This window comes from Mesorhizobium sp. M0701, assembly GCF_040320365.1.
Lineage (GTDB): Bacteria > Pseudomonadota > Alphaproteobacteria > Rhizobiales > Rhizobiaceae > Mesorhizobium.
Map to the genome: position 1 here is coordinate 1 of NZ_JAMYPO010000066.1, position 23378 is coordinate 23378.

Sequence of the window (23378 nt, forward strand, 5' to 3'; positions counted from 1 at the left end):
GCCGACCTCACCCCGGCAACACCGAAACTTTCAAATTCAGAAACAAAAAACCCGCCTCAAAGGCGGGTCGTCGGGCCGAATCAGCACTATATCGAAATTAGTAGCATAGCTGCCGGCACAAAGCAAGAACAAAATGCATTCCGACCGGCAAAAAGCGAGGTCGGTGTTCCCGGACGATTGCAAGGTCGCGTTCCTTCGCGCCCCCCTCTGCCCTGCCGGGCATCTCCCCCACGAGGGGGGAGATCGGCAGCTGCGGCGCCTCGCTCTGTCCTGCAACGTTGGAGAATGGCGAAAGCCGGTCTGACGGCCAATCTCCCCCCTCGTGGGGGAGATGTCCGGCAGGACAGAGGGGGGCGCCGTAGAGCTCCAACGCGGGAGAATCTTCTATGACCTCGCCCTCCTGGCTCACCGTCACCCAAGGCACAGCACCCCTGCTGGTTTCGATCCCGCATACCGGCATCGATCTCGCCGGCCTCGATAGCCGGCTGGTCTCGCCCTGGCTCGGCCGCCGTGACGCCGACTGGTGGATCGACAAGCTTTATGACTTCGCCGAGAGCCTCGGCGCGACGGTTGTGCATACGGCGATTTCGCGCACCGTTATCGACGTCAACCGCGATCCGTCCGGCGTTTCGCTCTATCCCGGCCAGACGACGACTGGGCTCTGCCCGACAGAGACCTTTGACGGCGATCAGCTCTACCGCAAGGGTGAAGAGCCGGGACAGTCGGAGATCGACGAACGCCGCGAGAAGTTCTTCGTACCCTATCATGCCGCTCTGCAGGCCGAGATCGACAGGCTGCGCGCTTTGCATGAGAAGGTCGTCGTCTATGACTGCCATTCGATCCGCTCCGTGCTGCCGCGCCTTTTCGAAGGCAAATTGCCGGTCTTCAATCTCGGCACCAATGACGGCAAGAGCGCCGATCCGACGCTGCAAGCGACGGTTGGCCAGATCCTCGCCGAAACCGGCGAGAGCTTCGTCGTCAACGGGCGCTTCAAGGGCGGCTGGATCACGCGCCATTTCGGCCAGCCGCAAGCCGGCGTCCACGCGCTGCAGATGGAACTCTCCAACCGCGGCTACATGCGCGAGCCCGAAGGCAAGGGCGAACCGGATAACTGGCCGGTGCCTTACGAGGCCGAATTCGCGGCGCCGATCTGCGTCACGCTGAAGAAGATCCTGGAAACCGCGATCGCCTGGGCCGAACGCTGACGCGCGGTGCACCTCACTCGAAAGGGACAATCATGACCGATCCTCGCCACAACATCCGTGAAGTGCGCAGCCCGCGCGGCAGCGAGCTCAACGCCCGCACCTGGCTGACGGAAGCGCCGTTGCGCATGCTGATGAACAATCTCGACCCAGACGTCGCCGAAAACCCCAACGAGTTGGTGGTCTATGGCGGCATCGGCCGGGCGGCGCGCACCTGGAACGATTTCGACCGCATCGTTGCCTCGCTGAAGACGCTTGGCGACGACGAGACGTTGTTGGTGCAATCGGGCAAGCCGGTCGGCGTGTTCCGCACTCATCCTGACGCCCCGCGCGTGCTGATCGCCAATTCCAACCTGGTGCCGCACTGGGCGACATGGGAGAAATTCAACGAGCTCGATAGAAAGGGCCTGATGATGTACGGCCAGATGACGGCCGGCTCGTGGATCTACATCGGCACGCAAGGCATCGTGCAGGGCACCTACGAGACCTTCGTCGAGGCCGGCCGCCAGCACTATGGCGGCAATCTCAGGGGCAAGTGGATCCTGACCGGCGGTCTCGGCGGCATGGGCGGTGCCCAGCCGCTCGCCGCGGTGATGGCCGGCGCCTGCTGCCTGGCCGTCGAATGCGATCCCGACCGCATCGATTTCCGGCTCCGCACCCGCTATGTCGATGAGCGCGCCGACACGCTCGACGAGGCTCTGGAAAAGATCGAGCGCTGGACCAAAGCCGGTGAGGCGAAATCGGTTGGCCTGGTCGGCAACGCCGCCGACATCCTGCCGGAACTGGTGCGGCGCGGCGTGCGCCCCGACATCGTCACCGACCAGACCTCGGCGCATGACCCGCTCAATGGCTATCTGCCCAAGGGCTGGTCGCTGGCCGAGTGGCGCGAGAAACGCACCTCCGACCCGAAGGCCGTTGAAAGAGCTGCCCGCGCGTCGATGCGCGAGCATGTCGAGGCGATGGTGGCGTTCTGGAATGCCGGCGTGCCGACGCTCGACTACGGCAACAACATCCGCCAGGTGGCGAAGGAGGAGGGGTTCGAGAATGCTTTTGCCTTCCCGGGTTTCGTGCCGGCCTATATCCGTCCGCTGTTTTGCCGCGGCATCGGCCCGTTCCGCTGGGCAGCGCTTTCCGGCGATCCCGAGGATATCTACAAGACCGACGCCAAGGTGCGCGAGCTGACCCCCGGCAACACCCATCTGCACAACTGGCTCGACATGGCGCGTGAGCGCATCGCCTTCCAGGGCCTGCCGGCGCGCATCTGCTGGGTCGGCCTTGGCGACCGCCATCGGCTCGGCCTCGCCTTCAACGAGATGGTCGCCAGGGGCGAACTGAAGGCGCCGGTGGTCATCGGCCGCGATCACCTCGATTCCGGCTCGGTCGCCTCGCCGAACCGCGAGACGGAGGCGATGAAGGACGGCTCCGATGCCGTCTCCGACTGGCCGTTGCTCAATGCCTTGCTCAACACGGCGTCCGGCGCCACCTGGGTGTCGCTGCACCATGGCGGCGGCGTCGGCATGGGCTTTTCGCAGCATGCCGGCATGGTCATCGTCGCCGACGGCACGCCCGAGGCGGCCAAGCGCCTGGAGCGGGTTCTGTGGAACGATCCGGCGACCGGCGTCATGCGCCACGCCGATGCCGGCTATGACATCGCGATCGAGTGCGCCCGGGAGAACCAGCTCAACCTGCCCGGCATTTTGGGCTGAGCCGCGCCTTGCGCATCCTTCGGGCAGCCGAATACCGCTCGATGCCGTGGAAGAACGGCGGCGGGGTGACGACGGAGATTGCCGTCTCGCCGCCAGGTGCCGGGCTCGACGATTTCGACTGGCGCGTCTCGATGGCGCTGGTCGAGGGCGGCGGCCCATTTTCCGGATTTGCCGGCGTCGACCGGACCTTGGCGTTGCTGGAAGGCGAGGGCATGATCCTCGACATCGCCGGCCGGCTACCGGTCGAAATCATCAAGGCTTCCGCACCGCTTGCCTTTCCGGCCGACGTGCCGACGCAAGCCACGCTGATCGCCGGTCCGATCACCGACCTCAACGTCATGACCCGCCGCGCCCGGGCGATCCACACGGTCGAGCGCCTGCTGATTTCGGCTCCGACGGAGATCCAGGCCGAAGCCGATGAAACACTCATCCTGTGCGTCGACGGCGAACTCAGCGTGGCCGGCGCGGCGCCCATGCAGCTTGGGCCGCTCGACGCGCTGTTGCTCGGGGCGCAAGCGCCGGAACTGCGCCTGGATCCGGTCCGGCCGGCCATGCTGTTCGTGATCCGCATCGACCGCATTGCCGGCAACGATTAACGTCTGTTTCCAAACATGATCGTGACGCCGGCCAAATATCGCGTAAGCTGGTCGCTGCATCACGAAAAAGCCTGAATCTTCCGCCGATCAGAAGCCGAAACGATGCTCATAGTGCCCGCCTGGAAGTTGTCGAAAGACGGCATCTTGTCGTGGTGCGGAAACAAACTTTCGGCCAAGTGTTGCGATGCAACCAATTGCATTTGGACCGGTTTTAGGGACATTGCCGTGGCGGTGACGCCGCACTGCGTCCCCAACACGGAACCTTAGATGAATATCCAGACCAATCTCGCACAGATCGAAAAGACGAGCGCCAGCTTCCCGGCTGTCACCGACGTGCCGATACGCTCCAATTTCCTGCCGGAAGATCGGCTGCGCGCTTTGGGCGCAGCCCTTGCCAATGGCGACGCCAAGGACTTGTTCGGTCTGACGCCTTTCGATTTTCAGGCGCGCATCCGCGAAAGCGCCAGGAAAATTCTCGATGTCTACCGTTCCACCAACGCTGCCCAGGCGAGGGGCGAAACGATCACGCCCGCGGCGCAGTGGCTGCTCGACAACAACTACCTGGTCGAGGAGACCATTTTTCAGGTCAAGCGCGACCTGCCGCGCCGCTTCTACCGCCAGTTGCCGACGCTGAAACTGTCGGATGGATCCAGCGTGCCGCGCGCACTGGCGGTCGCGTGGACCTATGTCGCCCATTCCGACAGTTCCGTCTCGTCGGCCATGTTCAAGGCGATCGTCGAAGGCTTCCAGTCCATCGAGCCGCTGAAGATTGGCGAATTATGGGCGCTGCCATCGCTGCTGCGCTTCGTCCTGATCGAGAACCTTCGCCGGATCGCGGTCCGCGTCAATCGCACGCGGGAACTGCGCCAGATCGCCAACGAGGTCGCCGACCGTGTGCTGGCGACGGACGACAGCGCCGACCGGCAGGCGATACTTTCCCACTACAGCGCCCATGCGCAGGACACCACCTTCGCCACCCAGTTGCTCTACCGGCTGCGTGACGGCTCGCAAAATGCCGGCAGGGCGCTGGAATGGTTGGAGGGCGAGCTGGAAAGGACCGGCTCCGACGCCGAGGAGATCATCCTCAGCGAGCACCACACGCTGTCAAGCGGCAACGTGACCACCGGCAACATCATCCGCGGCCTGCGCCTGATCAACGACATCGACTGGACGGTGTGGTTCGAGGGCGTCAGCCGCATCGACACCTTGCTGCGCGAACGCACCGATTTCGCCGCGCTCGATTTCTTTTCGCGCGACCAATACCGGACTGCGATCGAGGAGCTGGCGCGCCGTTCCGATCTCTCCGAATTTCGCGTTGCCGAAAGGGCGATCGAGCTCGCCGGCCATGCTGCCGATGCGCCGGGCTCCGAAAGCGGTCCGATCGCTCACACCGACGTCGGCTTCTTTCTGGTCGGCCCGCGCCGGCAGGAGCTCGAGCGGTCGATCGGCTACCGGCCGACCATCGGTAAGACGCTCAACCGGACCTTCCGCAAGACCGGATGGCTGGGCATCGTCGTGCCGGTGTTTGCGCTGACGGTCCTGCTTCTGGTCGTTTCCGGCAATGCGCTTGCCAATCTCGGCCTGTCGGTGCCGTCGATCGTCCTGATGCTGGCCCTATTCGCGGTGCCGGCCAGCGAAGGCGCGCTCGCATTCTTCAACACCGTCGTCTCGCTGTTTTTGAAGCCGACGCGTCTCATCGGCTATGATTTCAGGCACGGTGTGCCGCCCGAGGCGCGCACGCTGGTGGTGGTGCCGTCGCTGATCGGCTCGCGTGACGATGTCGAGGAGAACATCCGCAACATCGAGGTGCATCACCTCGCCAACACGGCGGGCGAAGTCTATTTCGCGCTGCTTTCCGACTGGCCGGACTCGAAGACCGAGATCGATACGGCGGATGTCGAAATCCTCGAATTCGCCCGCGCCGAAATCGCCAGGCTGAACGCCCGCTATCCCTCGGAAGGGGCGCCGCGCTTTTATCTGCTGCATCGGCGCCGGCTCTACAACGCATCGCAAGGCGTCTGGATGGGCTGGGAGCGCAAGCGCGGCAAGCTGCACGAATTGAACCTTCTGCTGCGCGGGGACAGCGACACCACCTTCCTGCCGTTGGAAGTGCCATTGCCGGAGAGCGTCGTCCACGTGATGACGCTGGACGCCGACACCCGCACCACCCGCGACGCCGTCGCTGCGCTGGCCGGCAAGCTTTGCCACCCGCTCAACCGTCCGCATTTCGATGTCGCACGGCGCGAGGTCACGGCAGGTTATTCCATCCTGCAGCCGCGTATCACCGCGTCGCTGACCAGTGGCGACGAGGCATCGTTCTTTCAGCGTGTCTTTTCCGCCAATCGCGGGCTCGATCCGTACGTCTTTGCCGTGTCGGACCTCTACCAGGACATCTTCGGCGACGGTTCCTTCACCGGCAAGGGTCTTTACCATGTCGACGCCTTCGAGGCGGCGTTGAAGGGCCGCATCGAGGAAAACACCATCCTCAGCCATGATCTGCTCGAAGGCGCCCTGGCGCGCTCGGCCTTGGTCACCGACGTCGAACTGGTCGAGGACTATCCGACCCGCTATTCGGTCGACGCGTCGCGCCACCATCGCTGGGCACGCGGCGACTGGCAGCTTCTGGGCTTCATTCTTGGCCCGCGCTCAAACGTGCCGGCGCTGTCGCGCTGGAAGATGGTGGACAATCTGCGCCGCTCGGTGACGCCGATCTTCTGGGTGATGGCCGCGATCGCCGGCTGGACGCTGCTGCCCTTCACGCAGGCCGCCCAATGGCAGGCGCTGCTGATCCTCACGCTGTTCATGGCGCCCACTTTCGACATCGTCGACGCCATCCTGCCGAAGAGCGGCGACCAGACGCCGCGCGGCCATTTCTCGGCACTGGCACGCGACGTTGCCTTCGGCACTGCCCTGGTGGCGCTGAAGATCGTGCTGATGGCGCATCTTGCCTGGATGATGGGCGACGCGATCATCCGCACGCTCTACCGCCTGTTCGTCAGCCGCCAGAACCTGCTCGAATGGCGCACCGCCTCGCAGGCACACAAGGGCGGCGACAACGATCTCGGCTCCTACTACAGCATCATGTACGGCGCGGTGATCATCGGCGTCGTCGGCCTCGCTGTCCCGGTGCTGGCCGATTCCACCGGCGCCTTCGTCGCCTTCTTCTTTGCCTTGTTCTGGATCGGCTCGCCCGCCATCGCCTGCTGGATCAGCCGTTCGGCCGAAACCGAGGACCGCCTGCGCATATCGGCCGCCGACATCCACGCGCTGCGCACCGTGGCGCGGCGTACATGGCACTATTTCGAGACCTTCGTGACGGCCGAGCATCACAATCTGCCGCCGGATAATTTCCAGGAAAGCCCGGCCCCCGTGGTGGCGCCCCGTACCTCGCCGACCAATATCGGCGTCTACCTGCTGTCGGTGATTTCGGCACGCGATTTCGGCTGGATCAGCCTCTCCGACGCCGTCAACCGCATCGACGCGACCATGTCGACCATCGAGAGCATGCCGCGCGATCGCGGCCATCTCTTCAACTGGTATGACACGACGACCCTGAAGCCGCTCTACCCGCTGTACATTTCGGCGGTCGACAGCGGCAATCTCGCCGGCCATCTGGTGGCCGTGGCCGCTGCCTGCGCCGAATGGGCGGAAGCGCCGTCGGTGCATGTGCAGGGCGACTTCGAAGGCATCCTCGATACTGTCACCATCCTCGATGAAAGCCTTGAGGAACTGCCCGACGACCGGCGTCAATTGCGGCCCTTGCGCCAGCGGCTCGCCGACCGTCTCGACGGCATGCGGCGGGCGGTCGAATTGATCAAGGCGCAGCCGGAGATGGCGTCGATCCGTACCATCAACCTGGCCGTCCTGGCCGGCGAGATACGCAAGCTCGCGACAGCCATCCACACCGAGGCCGCGTCGACCCAGAGCGACACCATCGCCGATTGGGCGGCCAGGCTCGAAGCCACCTGCGAGGCGCATGTGCACGACGCGCACAGCGACGAAAACGCCGTCGCGGCATTGCGGGCCAAGCTTCTAACCTTGCGCGAACGCACGCGCCGTTTCGCCTTCGAGATGGATTTCTCGTTCCTGATGCGGCCCGAACGCAAGCTCCTGTCGATCGGTTACCGGGTCGAGGAGCATCAGCTCGACGAAAGCTGCTACGACCTTTTGGCCTCCGAGGCGCGGCTGACCAGCCTGTTCGCCATCGCCAAGGGCGATTTGCCGACCGAGCACTGGTTCCGGCTCGGCCGGCCGATCGTCGAGATCGGCTTCCAGGGCGCACTGATGTCCTGGTCCGGCTCGATGTTCGAATATCTGATGCCGCCGTTAGTGATGAAGGAGCCGCAAGGCAGCATTCTCAACCAGACCAGCAAGCTCATCATCAAGCGCCAGATCCAGTATGGCCGTTCGAAGAACGTTCCCTGGGGGATTTCGGAAGCGGCCTACAACGCCCGCGACCGCGAGCTGACCTATCAGTACACCAATTTCGGCGTGCCCGGGCTCGGCCTGAAGCGCGGCCTTGGCCAAAACACGGTGATCGCGCCTTACGCGACCGTGCTGGCAGCGCAGTTCACGCCGCATGAATCCGTCCAGAACCTGGCCAAGCTCAGGCGGCTGGGCGCACTGGGCCGGCACGGTTTTTACGACGCGGTGGATTTCACGCCGCAACGCGTTCCCGAGGGCACCGACCACGCCGTCGTGCTCAACTACATGGCCCACCACTCCGGCATGTCGATTGCCGCAGTTGCCGATGCGATCTTCGAAGGGCGCCTGCGCGACCGCTTCCACAGCGATCCGGTGATCGAGTCGGCCGAATTGCTGCTGCAGGAAAGGGCGCCGCGCGACATCCCGACTGCGACCGTCAGGACCGAGGCCGACGAGCGCTCGAAGGACGAGACCGAGCTGGAAAGCCCGGATACCCGCATCGTGCTCGATCCGCTCAGGGCGCTGCGCTCGACCAGTGTCATGTCCAATGGCCGCTATTCGGTCATGGTGACCGCCACCGGCTCCGGGTACAGCCGCTGGGGCGAACTTGCGGTCACGCGCTGGCAGCCGGATCCGACCGAGGACCGCCTTGGTTCCTATATTTTCCTGCGCGACGCCAGCAACGGCGACTGGTGGTCGGCCACCGCCGAGCCGAAGCGCGCCGCCGGCGAGCGTGCGCAGACGCTGTTCTCCGACGACAAGGCGAGCTTCGTCAAATCGATTGGATCGCTGCGTTCGGAAGTCGAGTGCATCGTCATCTCGGAAGGCAATGGTGAGGGCCGACGGGTGACGCTCCACAATGATGGCCCCGCCGACCGGCATATCGAAGTAACCTCGTTTGCCGAACTGGTGCTGGGCTCCGAGCCCTCGGATAATGCCCATCCGGCTTTTTCGAAGATGTTCGTGGAAACCGAGATCGCGCCGAACAACGGCGCGATCTTCGCCACCAGGCGCAAGCGCGAAAAGGACGAACCCGGCGTCACCATGGTGCATTTCGTCACCGACCCGTCTGGATCGGCGCGAGACGCCGAGGCGGAAACCGACAGGCGCGCCTTCATCGGCCGCGGCCGCACCATCACCGAAGCGGCTGCCTTTGATCCCGGCGCCAAGCTTGGCGGCCATTCTGGCTTCACCCTGGACCCGATCGCATCGCTTCGCCGGCAGGTGCGCGTGCCGGCCAACAAGAAGATTTCGCTGACGTTCTGGACCGTCGTCGGTACCCATCGCGCCGAATTGGATGCCGCCGTCGCACGGCTCGACCATCCCGAAAGCTTCGCCCGCCAGGCGATGCTCGCCTGGACGCGCTCGCAGGTGCAGACCCGGCACCTTGGCCTCAGCCTGTCCGACGCCGCCAATGTGCAGAAGCTGGCGCGCTATCTGATCTATCCCGATCCGTTCCTGCGCCTTCCGGGCGAATCCATCGTCTCCGGGCTCGGCAGGCAGTCCAGCCTCTGGCCGACCAGCATATCCGGCGATTTTCCGATTTTCCTGGTCAGGATCGCCGATGTCGCCGATCTGGAGATCGTCGCCCAGGCGCTTCGCTTCCAGGAATACATGCGCGCCCGCGGCATGATGATCGATTTTGTCGTCGTCAACGAGCAGGCGTCATCCTACGTGCAGGACCTGCAGCGCGCGGTGGAGACGCTGTGCGAAAACAGCCGGTTGCGCGGCAAGGAGCTCGGACCCCGCCAGCACATCTTCGCGGTGCGCCGCGATCTGATGGAGGAAACGACCTACAGGACCTTGCTCGCCGTCGCTCGGGTGGTGCTGCATACGCGCAACGGCACCATCTTCGACCAGATCGAGCGCGCCGAGGCCGCGGCACTGCAGGCGCGGGACGCCGCCCTCCAGCCGGCAGACCTTGCAGCGCTTCGCGAGCCGTCCTTGCCGGTGCCGACGTCGCAAGCATCTGCCGCCCAGGCACTGATCGAGGGCCGCGTCGACGGCAGCGGGCTCGACCAATGGAACGGTTTCGGCGGCTTCGACGGCGGCGGACGCCACTACGTCGTGCGTCTTGCCGGCCGGCGCACGACGCCGCAGCCGTGGATCAACGTCATCTCCAACCCATCGTTCGGGTTCCACATTTCGGCTGAAGGCGCTGCCTTCACCTGGAGCCGCAACAGCCGCGACTATCAGTTGACGCCATGGTCGAACGATCCGGTCACCAACCGGCCGGGCGAGGGCATCTATATCTACGATCATGCCAGTGGCAGGGCGTTCTCGCCAATGGCTGCCGTGGTGCGTGATCCGACAATGACCTACGAAACCTGGCACGGGCAGGGTTTTTCGACGTTCCGCTCAAAACGCGGGCCGCTGTCGATGGATCTGACCCATGTTGTCGATCCTGTCGATCCGGTGAAGATATCGCGGCTGCGCATCCAGAATTCGGGTTCGGTGCCGATGCGGCTGCGCGTCTACGCCTATGCGGAATGGGTTCTTGGCGGCCATCGCTCGCGCACCGCTGCAAGCATCGTTCCGTCGAGGGATGCCGCAACCGGTGCATTGCTGGCGCAAAATCCCTATGGGCTCGATTTCGGCGAGCGGATCGCCTTTCTGGCCGCCGACGGTGCTGTGCATTCGGTCACCGCCGATCGCGGCGAGTTCATCGGCAGGCAAGGCACGAGCGAGTTTCCGCATGCCGTGCTGAGCGGCGCCGGCCTGTCGGGCCGTGTCGAGGCCGGCGACGATCCCTGCGCGGCCCTCGCACGCGACATCGACATCGCTGCCGGCGGCGACGTCACGCTGCTCTGGCTGCTCGGCGACGCGGCCTCGCCCGAGGCGGCCAGCGCGCTGGTGCAGACCCATCGCTCCAGGGATTTCGATCAGCGGCTGGCCGACAACGAGCGCACATGGCGCGGCTTTCTCGACACCATCCAGGTCGAGACGCCGGACAAGGCCCTCGACGCCATGGTCAATCACTGGCTGCCCTATCAGAGCCTGGCCTGCCGCATCCGTGCCCGCTCGGCGTTCTATCAGGCGAGCGGTGCCTTCGGCTTCCGCGATCAGCTGCAGGATACCTTGGCCTTGCTGGCGCATGACCCCAAGCTGGCGCGCGATCAGATCCTCAACGCGGCGCGGCGGCAATTTCCCGAAGGCGACGTGCAGCATTGGTGGCTGCCGCGCACCGAGGCCGGCGTCCGCACCATGATCTCGGACGACGTGGTCTGGCTGGCCCACGCCACGGCCCGTTACCTGCTGGTGACCGGCGACACCGCGATCCTCAAGGAGCAACTGCCCTTCATCGAAGGGCAGGCGCTGGGCGAAGGCGAGCACGATGCTTTCTTCATCCCGGAAATCTCGAAGAAGACAGCCTCGCTCTATGACCATTGCGCGCGGGCGCTCGATCTTGCCGTCAAGCGCAGCAGCCCAGCCCGGCTGCCGCTGATCCTCGGCGGCGACTGGAACGACGGCATGAACCGCGTCGGCGAGCACGGCAAGGGCGAGAGCGTGTGGCTGGGCTGGTTCCTGCTGAAGACGCTGGGCGACTTTGCCGCTGTCGCCAAGGCGGAGCGCGATGCCAAGCGCGTGCAGGCCTGGACGAAGCACGCCGAGGTGCTGAAGCGGGCGCTGGAAAGCACCGCCTGGGATGGCGAGTGGTATCGGCGCGGCAGCTTCGACGACGGCACGCCGCTCGGCTCGCGCAAGTCGGACGAGTGCAAGATCGACTCGATCGCCCAGTCCTGGAGCGTGCTTTCGGGCGAGGGCGACCCGGCGCGGTCGACCACGGCAATGGCGCAGGCGATGAAAGCGCTCGTCGACGACGACCTCAAGATCGTCAAACTGTTCACCCCGCCCTTCTCGAAGACGGAAAAGGACCCGGGCTACATCAAGAGCTATCCGCCGGGGGTCCGTGAAAACGGCGGCCAATACACGCACGCGGCAACATGGTTCGTCATTGCGCTCGCCGAGATGGGTCGCACCGACGATGCCTACCGTTGCCTTTCAATGCTCAATCCGGTCAACCATGCGCTCGACGAAGCCGCGGCAGAGCGCTACCGGGTGGAACCTTATGTCGTCGCGGCCGACGTTTATTCCGGGCAAGACAAGGGCGGCCGCGGCGGCTGGACCTGGTATACCGGGTCGGCGGGCTGGCTTTATCGCGCCGCGGTCGAGAGCATTCTCGGCATAGAGCGCCGCGGACAGCGACTCCAGTTCACGCCGAGACTTCCTAGCCATTGGGACGGCTATTCGGCAACTCTGAAGATGCTGGGCGCCGAGATCAAAGTACGCGTCGTCCGCGACAAAAAGGCCCGGGCCATCTCACTTGAAGTGAATGGCACGAAGACCAAATCTTCGTCCTTCGAGCCAAAAGCCGGAGATAGTGCCGAGGTGGTCGTCAGAATACCGGCCTAGATTCAAGGGCTTGGAGCGTCGCTTAGCGTTCCCAGGGCACGCACGGGCGCTCCAAGTGCCTCTACCGGTTATATTTGCGTTTGACCTTGCTGAATGCATGCACACGACTCTAGACGTCGTGCCCAGGGTCTTGCTGATTAAAATTGTGGCAGTGCTTTCCAGCTGCCATGATTTTGCCGCAACGCTGACATTTCACCTTTTATCTCAAACTGTTAGACGATCACGGCAAATTTCGAAGCGTCGTCATCTTTTGTTCGCGGAATGGGAACGGAAGAGCTAGACGAGCATTGTTTTGCGACGCGTCAACCGGTACGAGTCAAAAAATGACGCACTGCACCATAAATAATTGGCGGAGTAGCTGAAGTGTCACTTCTGCAAATCTACTGGCGAGCGCTCGGTTATCTCGCTGCCGACAGGAAACGCGTTGCGTTTATCTGTGGGGCGAATGTCACGCTTGCCATTATCGCCATCCTCGAGCCGATCATGTTCGGCCGGGTGATCGATGCCATTTCGGACCGCGGCTCGGTGTTCTCGACGCTCGCAATGTGGGCCGGCATCGGCGCTTTCAATATCGTCGCCTTCGTTCTGGTGGCGCGCGGCGCTGATCGCTTTGCCCACCAGCGGCGCAGCGAGGTTCTTTGCCAGTCGTTCGAGCGCGTCATCACCATGCCGCTTGCCTGGCATCATCAGCGCGGCACCTCCAATTCCCTGCACACGCTTCTGCGGGCAGTCGAGACCCTGTTCAGCCTCTGGCTCGAATTCATGCGGCAGCACCTGTCGACAGCGGTCGCGTTGGTTCTGCTGGTGCCCACGGCGCTCAGCATGGATATCCGCATGTCGATGGTGCTGCTGGCGCTTGGCGCGCTCTATGTCGGCATCGGACGGCTGGTGATGCGGCGCACCAAGGAAGGCCAAGCGGCCGTGGAGCGTCACTACCACAAGGTGTTTGCGCATGTGACCGACTCGGTCAGCAACGTCGCCGTCCTGCAGAGCTACAACCGCATCGGCCACGAGACCGAGGCGCTGAAGCGCTACGTCAAGAATCTGCTCGATGTGCAGAACCCCGTGCTCGACTGGTGGGCAATGGCCAACGCGCTGCATCGCCTGTCGTCGACGATTTCGATGATGGTGGTGCTTCTGATTGGCGCCTACCTGGTGACGCACGGCCAGTTGCGCATCGGCGACGTCATAGCCTTTACCGGCTTTGCCACGCTGCTGATTGCCCGGCTCGACCAGATGTCGGCTTTTGCCAACCAGATTTCCGAAGCGCGCGCCAAGCTCGAGGAATTCTATCATCTCGAAGACTCCGCTTCTGATGCCGCCGAGCCCGACGGGCTGCGCGACCTCGTCAACGTCACGGGTCATGTGCGTTTCGAGAATGTCTGCTTCGAGTTCGGTAATTCCGGGCAGGGCGTCGACGACGCGTCGTTCGAGGTCCAGGCCGGCCAGACCGTCGCCATCGTCGGCCCGACGGGCGCCGGCAAGACGACGCTCATCAACCTTCTGCAGCGCGTCTTCACCCCGTCCAGCGGCCGTATCCTGATCGACGGCATCGACACCCGCACGGTGACCCGCAAGTCGCTGCGCCATTCGATCGCCACCGTCTTCCAGGATGCCGGCCTGCTCAACCGCTCGATCGAGGACAACATCCGCGTCGGCCGCGCGGAGGCGACCTATGACGAGGTCCATGCCGCGGCCAATGCCGCCGCCGCGCAGGATTTCATCCTGTCAAAGTGCGAGGGCTACGACACGGTCGTCGGCGAACGCGGCGGACAGCTGTCCGGTGGCGAGCGCCAGCGCATCGCGATCGCCCGCGCCGTGCTGAAGGACGCGCCCATCCTGGTTCTCGACGAGGCGACCAGCGCGCTCGACGTCGAGACGGAAGACCGCGTCAAGGACGCCATCGACGAATTGCGGCGCGGCCGCACCACCTTCATCATCGCCCACCGCCTGACCACCGTTCGCGACGCCGATCTGGTCGTGTTCATGGACAAGGGCCGGGTGGTCGAGATGGGCGGGTTCACCGAACTGTCGCTGCGCAACGGTCGCTTCGCCAGCCTGCTGCGCGCCGGCGGCCTGCTCAACGACGAGGAGGTCCGCCGCCTCAGCCGTCCGGTGAACGAAGCCGCTTGAGCAGCGCGGCTTGCCTTCTCCCCTCGTGGGAGAAGGTGGCCTCGCGAAGCGAGGTCGGATGAGGGATGCTCCGGCTTGGCGCAAATCTTCATCCAAAATCCAGACGTCGGCGCACGGCGATCATTGGCGCCTCACTCCGTCCAGCATCCCTCATCCGGCTCGTCGCTACGCGCCGATCCACCTTCTCCCGCAGCAAGGGGAGAAGGGAAGACGTACCGCCGCTGCGGTTGCCGCAACTGCGCCGGCGGTCTATGTAAGGCGGCATGAGCGACACGACTTCACGCCTCTCCGGCTGGATGGACCTTGCCAACCCGACGCGGTTCGTCGGGCTGGCCGACAAGGTCGTGCCGTGGCTGGTGAGCGTTGCCGCCATCATCCTCGCTGTCGGCCTCTACATGAGCTTCACGGCGCCCGAGGACTTCCAGCAAGGCATCACCGTGCGCATCATGTATATCCACGTGCCTTTCGCCTGGCTTGCCATGATGTGCTACACGCTGATGGCGGTCGCGGCACTGGGCACGCTGGTCTGGCGCCATCCGCTGGCCGACGTGGCGCTGAAATCGGCGGCACCTATCGGCGCCGTCTTCACCGCCCTTGCACTGATCACCGGTTCGATCTGGGGCAAGCCGATGTGGGGCACCTGGTGGGTGTGGGACGCGCGGCTGACCTCGGTCTTCATCCTGTTCCTGATGTATCTCGGCATCATCGCGCTGACCCGCGCGCTCGACGATGCCGGGCGTGCCGCCTGGGCCGCCGCCATCATCACCCTGGTCGGCTTCATCAACATTCCGATCATCAAATTTTCGGTCGACTGGTGGAACACGCTGCATCAGCCGGCGTCGGTGTTCCGGCTCGGCGGCCCGACCATCGATCCAAGCCTGTTGTGGCCATTGCTGGTGATGGCACTCGGCTTCACCGTGCTGTTCTTCGCGCTGCACCTAACGGCGATGCGCACGGAAATCCTCCGCCGCCGCGTCATTTCGATGCGCCGGGTTGCCGCGAGACAGGCTAACTGACCGCCGTCGAGTTCCTTCGCGCCCCCCTCTGTCCTGCCGGACATCTCCCCCTCAAGGGGGGAGATTGAATGTCACGTATCGTTTCGCCAATCGCGAATGTTGAAAGAGAGGCGCTACCGGCGAAGCTACCGATCTCCCCCCTTGAGGGGGAGATGGCCGGCAGGCCAGAGGGGGGCGCTGTCCCTCTAGCGTTTGAAGGATTTTGTACCTGAAGCGCACGCGCTCCAGCTGGACTCACCCCATCCGCCCGCGTGCTGCCACCGGCAGCGTTTCCAGCACCTTGTCGCCTTCGATCAGATGCACCTCGTCGAACAGGTTGGTGACGACGCAGCAATGGTCGGGCACGACGCGCACGCGCTCGCCGATGCGAAGCTCGGCGCCGCCTGACAGCGTGACGTTGCCGTGCTCTTCGCTGAGGCTGGTCACCCTTGCGCCTGAAATGCCCAGCAGCTCGCCGAAATCGGCGAGCCCCAGTGTGTCGCTGGACAGGGCCTTGCTGCCGGCGTCGAGGATGGCGCGTGTCGGCGTTGGGTGGCTGACCACCGTCGACAGCACCGTCAGTGCGCAATCATCGAGGCTGCCGACGCCTTTGGCGACCTGGTAGCGGTCGAGATAGATGTAGGTGCCGGGCCGGTATTCGGTAACGACGCTGTGCTCGCCGGAACGCCACATATCGGGTGTGCCGCCGCTGGAGATGCGCTCGCAAGCAAGGCCGGCTGCGGCAAGTGCTTGCTGCGCATCGGCGAGCCACGCCTCGGTCTCGGCGGCGCGGCCAGCCCCCGGGTAGGTCATCAAGCCGCCGAAGACGAGCCCCCGGACCTTGTCGATCTCGCTCGCCAGCGCGACTGCCTCGCCGGCCGACTGCACACCGCAGCGGCCCATGCCGGTGTCGCATTCGACCAGCACCGGCAGGCGGTGGCCGGGATCGGTAAAGGTGGCGGCAAGTCCCGTGAGCGTGTCCATGCTGTCCGTTGTCACCGACAGGGTTACGCGGCCGTGCAGCGCCTTGAGGCGCTCCAGCTTGGCCCGCCCGAGGATATTGTAGGGCAGAAAGATGTCGGTCAGTCCGGCGTCGGCCATGACCTCGGCCTCGCCGATCTTCTGGCAGGTGATGCCGACGGCGCCGGCCGCGATCTGCTTCTTTGCCCAGTAGGGCAGTTTGTGGGTCTTGATGTGCGGCCTGAGCTTCAGCCCGTGCCGGTCGGCATGGGCCTGCGCCCGCGCGATATTGGCTTCGGCGCGGCCGGCATCGATCAGGATCGCCGGCGTATCGAGGTCGTCTATGCTGCGCATGGTCTCACCATCGGAAAGTTGGTTGACCTTATGGCCCTGATCGGACCGCATGTCATGGGGCCAGCGACAGCAGTTTGCATCGACACCGGATGGACGTTCGGCTATTGCGGTTTGAGCAATTCCAGGAAAAGTGTGAAACGGTTTTCCGTCCGGAATTGCGTCCAAAAAAGATAGAGCGGTTCGGCGTTTCCGTGAAACGATGAACCGTTCTAGCGCTCGCAAAGCGACGGGAAGGAACCACGATCATGAAACGCTCCGCCATCAACGACATCATCCGCGACGCCGACGCCTTCATCCGCTCGTTCGGCTACATCATGCCGCCCTTCGCCTACTGGTCGCCGGAAGAGATGAAGGCGCGCCGGCAGGATTCGTCGGCAATCTTCTCGTCGCGGCTTGGCTGGGACATCACCGACTACGGCCAGGAGAAATTCGACGAGCTCGGCCTGTTCCTGTTCACCGTTCGCAACGGCCGCTACGAGGACATGAAGAAGGGCATGGGCATGCTCTATGCCGAAAAGATCATGATCTCGCGCAAGGATCAGCTGTCGCCGATGCATCGCCACAACATCAAGGCCGAGGACATCATCAACCGCGGCGGCGGCAAGCTGGTGCTGGAGCTGTTCATGCATGATCGCGATGGCGGCATCGATCCGAAGGCCGAAGTGACCGTGCCTGTCGACGGAACCATTCACAGGCTGCCTGCGGGTGGACTGCTGAAGCTCGACCCAGGCCAGAGCGTCACTTTGCTGCCGGGCGTCTGGCACGCCTTCTGGGCCGAGGGCAAGGACGTGCTGATCGGCGAGGTCTCGACCGTCAACGACGATCTCACCGACAACGTCTTCCGCGAGCCGATCGGCCGCTTCGCGGATATCGACGAGGACACAGCACCGCTGCACCTGCTGGTGTCCGATTATGAGAAGTGGGTGGGATAGGGCAGGGGCGCAATTGGCCCGAACCGCAGTTTCGGGCTTGGATTCTCGGCATTTGGGCAGTGATGCCGGAGCCGATCGCTAAAAGTCCCGGTCCAGCTTCTCGCGCACTGCTCCGCCTGGGAACACTCCCGGCTTACGCTTGAGAGCGAAGGTCGTGGGCAATCAGCCGCTTCTTTTTCAAGTCGACCCGGGTTGTGGTGCACAGCTGATCCAGGGTCATTTTGACGTGGGCTTCATCAAGCGGGATTAGCGCGTAGTAATTGCCCTCACCTGGCTGTGGGATTGGCGCCGGCGTCGACTTGTCATCGTCGGGATCGGTTCGTGAGGCGGCAATGATGACTCCTCGGGAATCGTATACCGCGTGAAGCACTACTGGCATGTCTCAGCTCCTCAGGGAGAACTTATCGCCCCGAATATTATTTGCATATCGTCCGATGCGTTCGTCTGTATTACCTCGGTCTGGCCGGTCTCGTCGATGTAGGTATACAGGCTTTCCCAGCGCAAAGTGGCCGTGCGAAGGACGACCGCCGCCCGTACCGAGTAACCCCAGTAGGCGTTGCCCGTTCCGAGCTTCCAAAACCATACCATCTGGCTGCCGGCTCGTTGGAAAGTGGGCTGAGTGACGAAAGTGGCCAAGGAAAGTCTCCTTGCAGGTTTGATTTCCGTAGAACCCAGGCTCTCGAGGAGTTTTCTTGCAACATCCGCTTGCGACTGCCAGAGGATAGGGAACACGAGCACCCTCGGACGGATAGGCATTTCAACCCGCGTGACTGAATTTGCGGGAGAAGATGGCACCGGTCAAGCGTCAATCTTCGGTGGCAATGGCCTGCTGATTGGCGAGATAGCGATCGTCAATGACCATGCCACCGACAACGTCTTTCGCGAGCCGATCGGCCGCTTCGGGGAAGGTGGCATTTAAACCGGGCTCATCAGGTTCGTCGGCGCCGCCCCTCATTGCCCTGCCGGGCATTTCTCCCCGTATAATGACGGGGAGAAAGACGCTATCGCAGATGGTTTCGCAAACAGGCAGCGTTTGCGGAATAGTGGTCGACATTGCGTCTATCTCCCTTCTCCCCGTCACTATACGGGGAGAAGGTGCCGGCAGGCGGATGAGGGGCAGCACCGATGCTTCTCGCTAGCTGCACCTGTTCGGCAACTGCTACCGCGCATGCTTGTCGGCCCTGCGGTTGCCCAGCAGCAGCTTGCGCTCGAGATGCGCCCGCAATTCCCCGTAATACGCCGTCAGGAACGCGCGTGCGTCATGGGCTTGGGCTGCCGCGCCGATCTTGCGTCCGATCGTTTCGGCCACCGTCCGCAGGGCGAAATAGTCGTCGCGGCGCAGCACCTCCTCCAGCTTGTGGAGTTCGGCAATCCCGTAGGCATCGAGTTGGGCGTGGCTGAACCGGAAGGCGCCGGCCGCCGGATCCTGCCGTGCCGACAGGTCTTCAAGCAAGGCGCGCTTCGGCGCCTCGACCACCCAGGTCCCCGCCAACAGGTCGCCGATCCGCATGCGGTCTCGATTGAACAGCGGGAACAAGGCAAACAGCAGCGTCCACACCAGTCCGAACACCGTCGTCAGCGTGTCGGCGAGGTCGGTCCCGCTGCGTCCAACGATGATCGACAGCGGCAGGAACACCTCGATCTCGCGCATCAGGTTGCGGGCAATGACCTGGTCGATCGACAGGCCGTCTCCGCTGCGCGACGCGACCCGGATGCCGACGATCCGCTTGCCGGGCGTAGACGCGCGCCGGCCCGCTTCGAAGACGATGAAGTAGGCGTTGCGCAGAAAGAAGATCAGGATGATCCAGACGACGAAGAGCGGCTGAAATCCCTCGCTGCCAAGGCCTCCCACCCCGAATAGCGCGACGATCGTGATCACGATTGCAGCCACGGCGATGAACACGATGTCGAGCAGGAAGGCGGAGGCCCGCGTGCCGGCGTCAGCAAGCCTAATCCGGAGATCGACGCCTTCGGGCGTGATCAGCGGCCGTATAGCCGCGAAGGCGGCGCGTTTAACAATCGCCACGCCGCACCGCCCGGAACAGGTAGAAATAACCGATCCACAGCACCAGCATGCCACCGCCAATGCCGTAGCGCGTGACGTCGCTGGTGATGGTCTGCCTGCCAATGCCCTCGAGCAGCCCGGCAAACAGCAGCATGACTGAGACCCCGACCATGGCGTTCGCGGCGATGCGTCCGGCGCGAGCCGCTGCCGCCATGCGTGTCAATTCGCCGGGAAAGGCGATGCTGGTGCCGATGCGCATGCCCGCCGCGCCGGCCAAAGCGATCGCGAACAATTCGGTGGTGCCGTGGATGGCCAGCCAGCCGCCGAGCTCCATGCCAAGCCCCTTGGACCAATAGACTTGGAACAACGCCCCGATCATGCAGCCGTTGAACAGCATCAGCAGCACCGTCGGCACCGCGAAGGCGAAGCCAAGGGCGAAGGCCAGGATTGCGACCTGGACGTTGTGCGTGAACAGATAGGCGGCAAAGCCTGAGAGAAAGCCATTGTCGCCATCATAAAGCATGCCTCGCAGCAGTTCGGCCGAGGTGTCGGGGCCGCGGCCTCCTGCCAGGCCGGGCGGGATGATCGCGTCGAACCAGCTCTTGTCGGATGCCACCAGCCAGGCGCCTGCACCAATGCCGATCACCATCAGCGCGACCGACGCCAATGTCTCGCGCCACAGGTCGCGAATGGCTTCGGGCCAGTCATGCAGGAAGAAATCGGCGAGGCGCTGCCGCAGCCCGCGGCGCGCGCCGTAGAGGTAGAAATAACCGCGCAGCGACAGCGCTTCGAGATAGCCGACCAGCGCATTATCGAGCGATGTCGCGCGCGCCACCGACAGGGAAGACAGCGCCGATCGATAGAGCAGCGGCAGCGACAGCAGCTCCTCTTCGGAAAGCGTCCGCGGCGCACGCTTCTCGACACGCGCCAGCAACGCCTCGAATGCCTTCCAGTCGGCCTCGCGCTCGCGGCGGAAGCTGGCCAGCGACTGGCGTACCGCGTCGCCGCGCACCGCATTGCCGCGTACCGGCGCCGTCACAGCAAATCCTCCTGCTTGAACTGCAGATAGCGCTCGACCAGCGCCGGACCGAGCCGGTTGTGGTCGGCTTCGATCACATGCGCCCCGAGCAGGCGCAGCCGGCCGATGACGACCTGCCTTTCGCGCAAGAGCCCTCCGGCAACGACCGCGCGGGCAACATCCTCGCCGGAGCGTGGCGGCAGGTCGGCCAGGCCCTCCAGTTCGGTGTCCTTCATCATCATGAACAGCACGAGATGCCGTTCGGTGAGCCGGCCCACGGTGCGCAGCATCAATTCCGCACTGATCGGATCGACGAAATCGGTGAAGATGATGACCAGCGAGCGGCGGTCGAGCCGCGCCGCCAGCGTCGTCAATGCCAGCGTGAAATTGGTCTCCTCGCTGGAGTAGTCGATCTCGGCGGCCCGTTTCTGGATCATCGCAAAGCTGGCGGGGCCGCGCACCGCGCCGCTCGAAACGCGCGGCCTTGCATCGAAGCCGAACAGGCTGACCATGTCACCGCCCTTCAGCGCGATGAATGCCGACAGCAGGGCGGCCGTCACCGCCCGGTCCACCTTCGGCACACCGTCAACCGGTTCGCACATCAGGCGTCCGCTGTCGATGGCCAGCACGATGTTGTTGTTCTCCTCGATGCGGAACTCGCGCGCCAACAGCTTGCCGTGGCGGGCGCTGCGCTTCCAGTCGATCATCCGCCGGCCCATGCCCGGCTGGTAATCCTTGAGCGCGTCGAACTCGCGGCCTTGACCGGCGCGGCGCTGCGCATGGCCTTCGGCAAGCGCCGCATGTTGCAGCAGCGTGATCGCCTCGCCGCGAGCGCTGCTGACGTCGGGCAGCACCGCAACCTTGCTTTCCACCGGCAGCACGACCTGGTTCCAGACCAGCCCGAATGGCCCGCGCCAGCGCACCCAGAGACGGTCGAAGCTGGCGACGCCGCGCCGCAGCGCCTGGAAGCGGAGGAAGAGCGACCCGCCTCCGGCGGTCGGCTGCAACGCGCCGCCGCTGCCGCTCACCGGCGCCAGACGCGCATCATGGCCGACCCGAGCCTCCGCGGCGCGCGGCCCCGAGTGACGGGCGGCGACGTGCACGCTGAACTCGCCGCCGACACCGACCTGCTGCGGCGCATCGATGCTGGCATTCAGCGATGCCCGTCCGCGTCCGGCCGCGGCATCCACCGCCAGGAAGGCAAGCAGCAGGCAACTCCACAGCAACCCCAGATACCAGAACGACGGCAGTGCCAGCGCGACCAGGAAGGCCGGCACCGCGCCGGCCGCAGCTGCCCATACCGCTCGGCCGCTGGGATAGATCAACGTGGTGCTTCCGTCTGGTCGACCAGATCGGAGACGATCTGCTCGACCAGCCGGCCATCGATCTGGGCGGCAGGCGAAAGGATGACGCGATGACGCAGCGCCGGCACCGCCAGCGCCTTGACGTCGTCGGGGATCACGTAGGCGCGTCCGTCCAGCGCCGCCCGGGCACGCGCCGCGCGCGCCAGCATGGCGCCGGCGCGCGGACTGGCCCCGACCTCCAGATCGGCATTTTCGCGCGTAGCCCGAACCAGCGCCGCTATGTAGCCGACGACATCGTCGACAAGGGTGACGGAGCCGACGACTTCAAGGGCCTCCTGCAGCGTTTCGCGATCCGTCTGCGCCTCGATGCCATATTGCGCGATGTCGTGCGAGGCGGAGCCGCCGCCGTGATGGACGATGATGGCTCGTTCTTCCTCGGGGCCGGGATAGCTGACGCGGTGCTTGAACAGGAAGCGGTCGAGCTGCGCCTCCGGCAGCGGATAGACGCCCTGGTGCTCGATCGGATTCTGGGTCGCGACGACCATGAAATTGCGGCCGAGCGAATGCGTGGTGCCGTCGAAGGTGACCGCATGTTCCTGCATCGCCTCGAGCAGTGCGGCCTGCGTCTTGGGCGGCGTGCGGTTGATTTCGTCGGCAAGCAGGAGATCGCAGAAGATCGGGCCGTGCGTCAGCGTGAACTGCCCGGTCTGGAAGTTGTAGATGTTCGACCCGACGATATCGCCGGGCATCAGGTCCGGCGTGAACTGGATCCGCCCGTAGGCGATCCCAAGCGCCTGGGCGAAGCAGCGCGCCGTCATTGTCTTGGCCGTGCCCGGAGGACCTTCCAGCAGGATATGCCCGCCCGCAAACAAGGCGGTCAGCATCAGGTCGACCGTATCGTGCTGCCCGGTGATCGCCTTGGCCACTTCTTCCCTGATCCGTGTCGCCAGGGCCTTCACATCATCGACGTTCACCGAGCCTCCTTGCCGTCCAGTCATGCAGCCGTTCTGCTGCCTGTTGCATCTGCGTCAGCTTCTTCGCCTCGCCGGCCGCTTGCGAGCGCGTCGTGAAGCCGCCGGCTTGCTCCTTATCGCGAGAGTCGAGCCAGTGGTCGAGCGCTTTGCCTTGCAACCCTTGCGGTGCGCCGAGCAGCGCGCCGGCGCGCACCCGCATCAAGGCCGCATAGCGGCCTCCCAGCTCGTCCAGCCGGCCGGCACGCCGCATGAGCATCGCCGTCGTTTAGAACAAACCCCACGGAAGCGAGGGGCAGCACCCGCACGGGCTTAGAACCGCGCGCAACCCCCCCAATGGCAGACAACGCCCACGCCCCCGCCA

General features: G+C 64.4%; 17 protein-coding genes. 8 read left to right on the plus strand and 9 right to left on the minus strand.

The annotated features are described in order from the left end of the window. The first annotated feature begins 386 nt into the window (after nt 1-386). The 6 genes from hutG (at nt 387) to NKI24_RS33395 (ending at nt 15491) form a co-directional block, all read left to right on the plus strand. On the plus strand, nt 387-1205 hold the full coding sequence (hutG, locus tag NKI24_RS33370; protein ID WP_352449234.1) for an N-formylglutamate deformylase: 819 nt from the start codon (nt 387-389) through the stop codon (nt 1203-1205). Between the two features lie 32 nt (nt 1206-1237). Then, the gene (gene hutU / locus NKI24_RS33375) at nt 1238-2908 is read left to right on the plus strand and encodes a urocanate hydratase (RefSeq protein ID WP_352457143.1); all 1671 of its coding nucleotides are present in this window, start codon (nt 1238-1240) and stop codon (nt 2906-2908) included. A gap of 8 nt (nt 2909-2916) precedes the next feature. Then, nucleotides 2917-3504, plus strand: a complete 588-nt coding sequence (locus tag NKI24_RS33380) for a HutD/Ves family protein (protein WP_352449237.1) — start codon at nt 2917-2919, stop codon at nt 3502-3504. A gap of 267 nt (nt 3505-3771) precedes the next feature. After that, nucleotides 3772-12342 carry a glycoside hydrolase family 94 protein gene (locus NKI24_RS33385; RefSeq protein ID WP_352750457.1) on the plus strand — a complete coding sequence of 2857 codons (8571 nt, stop codon included), beginning with the start codon at nt 3772-3774 and terminating at the stop codon, nt 12340-12342. Between the two features lie 363 nt (nt 12343-12705). After that, nucleotides 12706-14475 carry a glucan ABC transporter ATP-binding protein/ permease gene (locus NKI24_RS33390; RefSeq protein WP_352449239.1) on the plus strand — a complete coding sequence of 590 codons (1770 nt, stop codon included), beginning with the start codon at nt 12706-12708 and terminating at the stop codon, nt 14473-14475. Nucleotides 14476-14738: 263 nt separating this feature from the next. Then, nucleotides 14739-15491 carry a heme ABC transporter permease gene (locus tag NKI24_RS33395; protein WP_352750458.1) on the plus strand — a complete coding sequence of 251 codons (753 nt, stop codon included), beginning with the start codon at nt 14739-14741 and terminating at the stop codon, nt 15489-15491. Between the two features lie 234 nt (nt 15492-15725). On the opposite strand, the gene NKI24_RS33400 is transcribed toward NKI24_RS33395, so the two are convergent. Beyond that, nucleotides 15726-16784 carry a D-TA family PLP-dependent enzyme gene (locus NKI24_RS33400; RefSeq protein WP_352750466.1) on the minus strand — a complete coding sequence of 353 codons (1059 nt, stop codon included), beginning with the start codon at nt 16782-16784 and terminating at the stop codon, nt 15726-15728. A gap of 245 nt (nt 16785-17029) precedes the next feature. Here NKI24_RS33400 and NKI24_RS33405 point away from each other — a divergent pair, with 245 nt between their 5' ends. Then, entirely contained in the window at nt 17030-17716 is a 687-nt protein-coding gene (locus NKI24_RS33405) for a D-lyxose/D-mannose family sugar isomerase (protein ID WP_352750459.1), read from the plus strand. 133 nt (nt 17717-17849) lie between these two features. On the opposite strand, the gene NKI24_RS33410 is transcribed toward NKI24_RS33405, so the two are convergent. Both NKI24_RS33410 and NKI24_RS33415 read right to left on the minus strand, forming a co-directional pair. Then, a complete protein-coding gene (locus NKI24_RS33410) occupies nt 17850-18095 on the minus strand; it encodes a hypothetical protein (protein WP_352750460.1) in 246 nt (81 codons plus the stop codon). An 11-nt stretch (nt 18096-18106) separates the two neighbouring features. Next, nucleotides 18107-18352, minus strand: a complete 246-nt coding sequence (locus tag NKI24_RS33415) for a hypothetical protein (protein ID WP_352750461.1) — start codon at nt 18350-18352, stop codon at nt 18107-18109. Between NKI24_RS33415 and NKI24_RS33420 the strand changes: the two genes are divergently transcribed. Then, on the plus strand, nt 18345-18635 hold the full coding sequence (locus NKI24_RS33420; RefSeq protein WP_352750467.1) for a D-lyxose/D-mannose family sugar isomerase: 291 nt from the start codon (nt 18345-18347) through the stop codon (nt 18633-18635). The genes NKI24_RS33415 and NKI24_RS33420 overlap by 8 nt on opposite strands. Here the strand turns inward: NKI24_RS33420 and NKI24_RS33425 are convergent. The 6 genes from NKI24_RS33425 to NKI24_RS33450 all read right to left on the minus strand — a co-directional run bounded on the left by NKI24_RS33425 (nt 18522) and on the right by NKI24_RS33450 (nt 23267). Continuing rightward, nucleotides 18522-18770 (minus strand): hypothetical protein, encoded by a 249-nt coding sequence (locus tag NKI24_RS33425; protein WP_352750468.1) that lies wholly within the window; start codon nt 18768-18770, stop codon nt 18522-18524. The genes NKI24_RS33420 and NKI24_RS33425 overlap by 114 nt on opposite strands. Before the next feature lie 105 nt (nt 18771-18875). After that, nucleotides 18876-19742, minus strand: a complete 867-nt coding sequence (locus tag NKI24_RS33430) for an RDD family protein (RefSeq protein WP_352750462.1) — start codon at nt 19740-19742, stop codon at nt 18876-18878. Next, on the minus strand, nt 19729-20760 hold the full coding sequence (locus NKI24_RS33435; RefSeq protein WP_352449244.1) for a stage II sporulation protein M: 1032 nt from the start codon (nt 20758-20760) through the stop codon (nt 19729-19731). The genes NKI24_RS33430 and NKI24_RS33435 overlap by 14 nt, the downstream gene beginning before the upstream one ends. Further along, nucleotides 20757-22064, minus strand: a complete 1308-nt coding sequence (locus NKI24_RS33440; RefSeq protein ID WP_352750463.1) for a DUF58 domain-containing protein — start codon at nt 22062-22064, stop codon at nt 20757-20759. The genes NKI24_RS33435 and NKI24_RS33440 overlap by 4 nt, the downstream gene beginning before the upstream one ends. After that, nucleotides 22061-23017, minus strand: coding sequence for an AAA family ATPase (locus NKI24_RS33445; RefSeq protein WP_352750464.1), 957 nt, complete (start codon nt 23015-23017; stop codon nt 22061-22063). The genes NKI24_RS33440 and NKI24_RS33445 overlap by 4 nt, the downstream gene beginning before the upstream one ends. Then, on the minus strand, nt 23004-23267 hold the full coding sequence (locus NKI24_RS33450) for a hypothetical protein (RefSeq protein WP_352750465.1): 264 nt from the start codon (nt 23265-23267) through the stop codon (nt 23004-23006). The genes NKI24_RS33445 and NKI24_RS33450 overlap by 14 nt, the downstream gene beginning before the upstream one ends. Nucleotides 23268-23378: the final 111 nt, after the last annotated feature.

Coding starts and splice junctions, on each gene's coding strand:
- NKI24_RS33400 (WP_352750466.1), bottom strand. CDS start 16,784: ATGCGCAGCATAGACGACCTCGATACGCCGGCGATCCTGATCGATGCC.
- NKI24_RS33405 (WP_352750459.1), top strand. CDS start 17,030: ATGAAACGCTCCGCCATCAACGACATCATCCGCGACGCCGACGCCTTC.
- NKI24_RS33395 (WP_352750458.1), top strand. CDS start 14,739: ATGAGCGACACGACTTCACGCCTCTCCGGCTGGATGGACCTTGCCAAC.
- hutG (WP_352449234.1), top strand. CDS start 387: ATGACCTCGCCCTCCTGGCTCACCGTCACCCAAGGCACAGCACCCCTG.
- NKI24_RS33385 (WP_352750457.1), top strand. CDS start 3,772: ATGAATATCCAGACCAATCTCGCACAGATCGAAAAGACGAGCGCCAGC.
- hutU (WP_352457143.1), top strand. CDS start 1,238: ATGACCGATCCTCGCCACAACATCCGTGAAGTGCGCAGCCCGCGCGGC.
- NKI24_RS33450 (WP_352750465.1), bottom strand. CDS start 23,267: ATGCGGCGTGCCGGCCGGCTGGACGAGCTGGGAGGCCGCTATGCGGCC.
- NKI24_RS33410 (WP_352750460.1), bottom strand. CDS start 18,095: ATGCCAGTAGTGCTTCACGCGGTATACGATTCCCGAGGAGTCATCATT.
- NKI24_RS33425 (WP_352750468.1), bottom strand. CDS start 18,770: ATGTCGACCACTATTCCGCAAACGCTGCCTGTTTGCGAAACCATCTGC.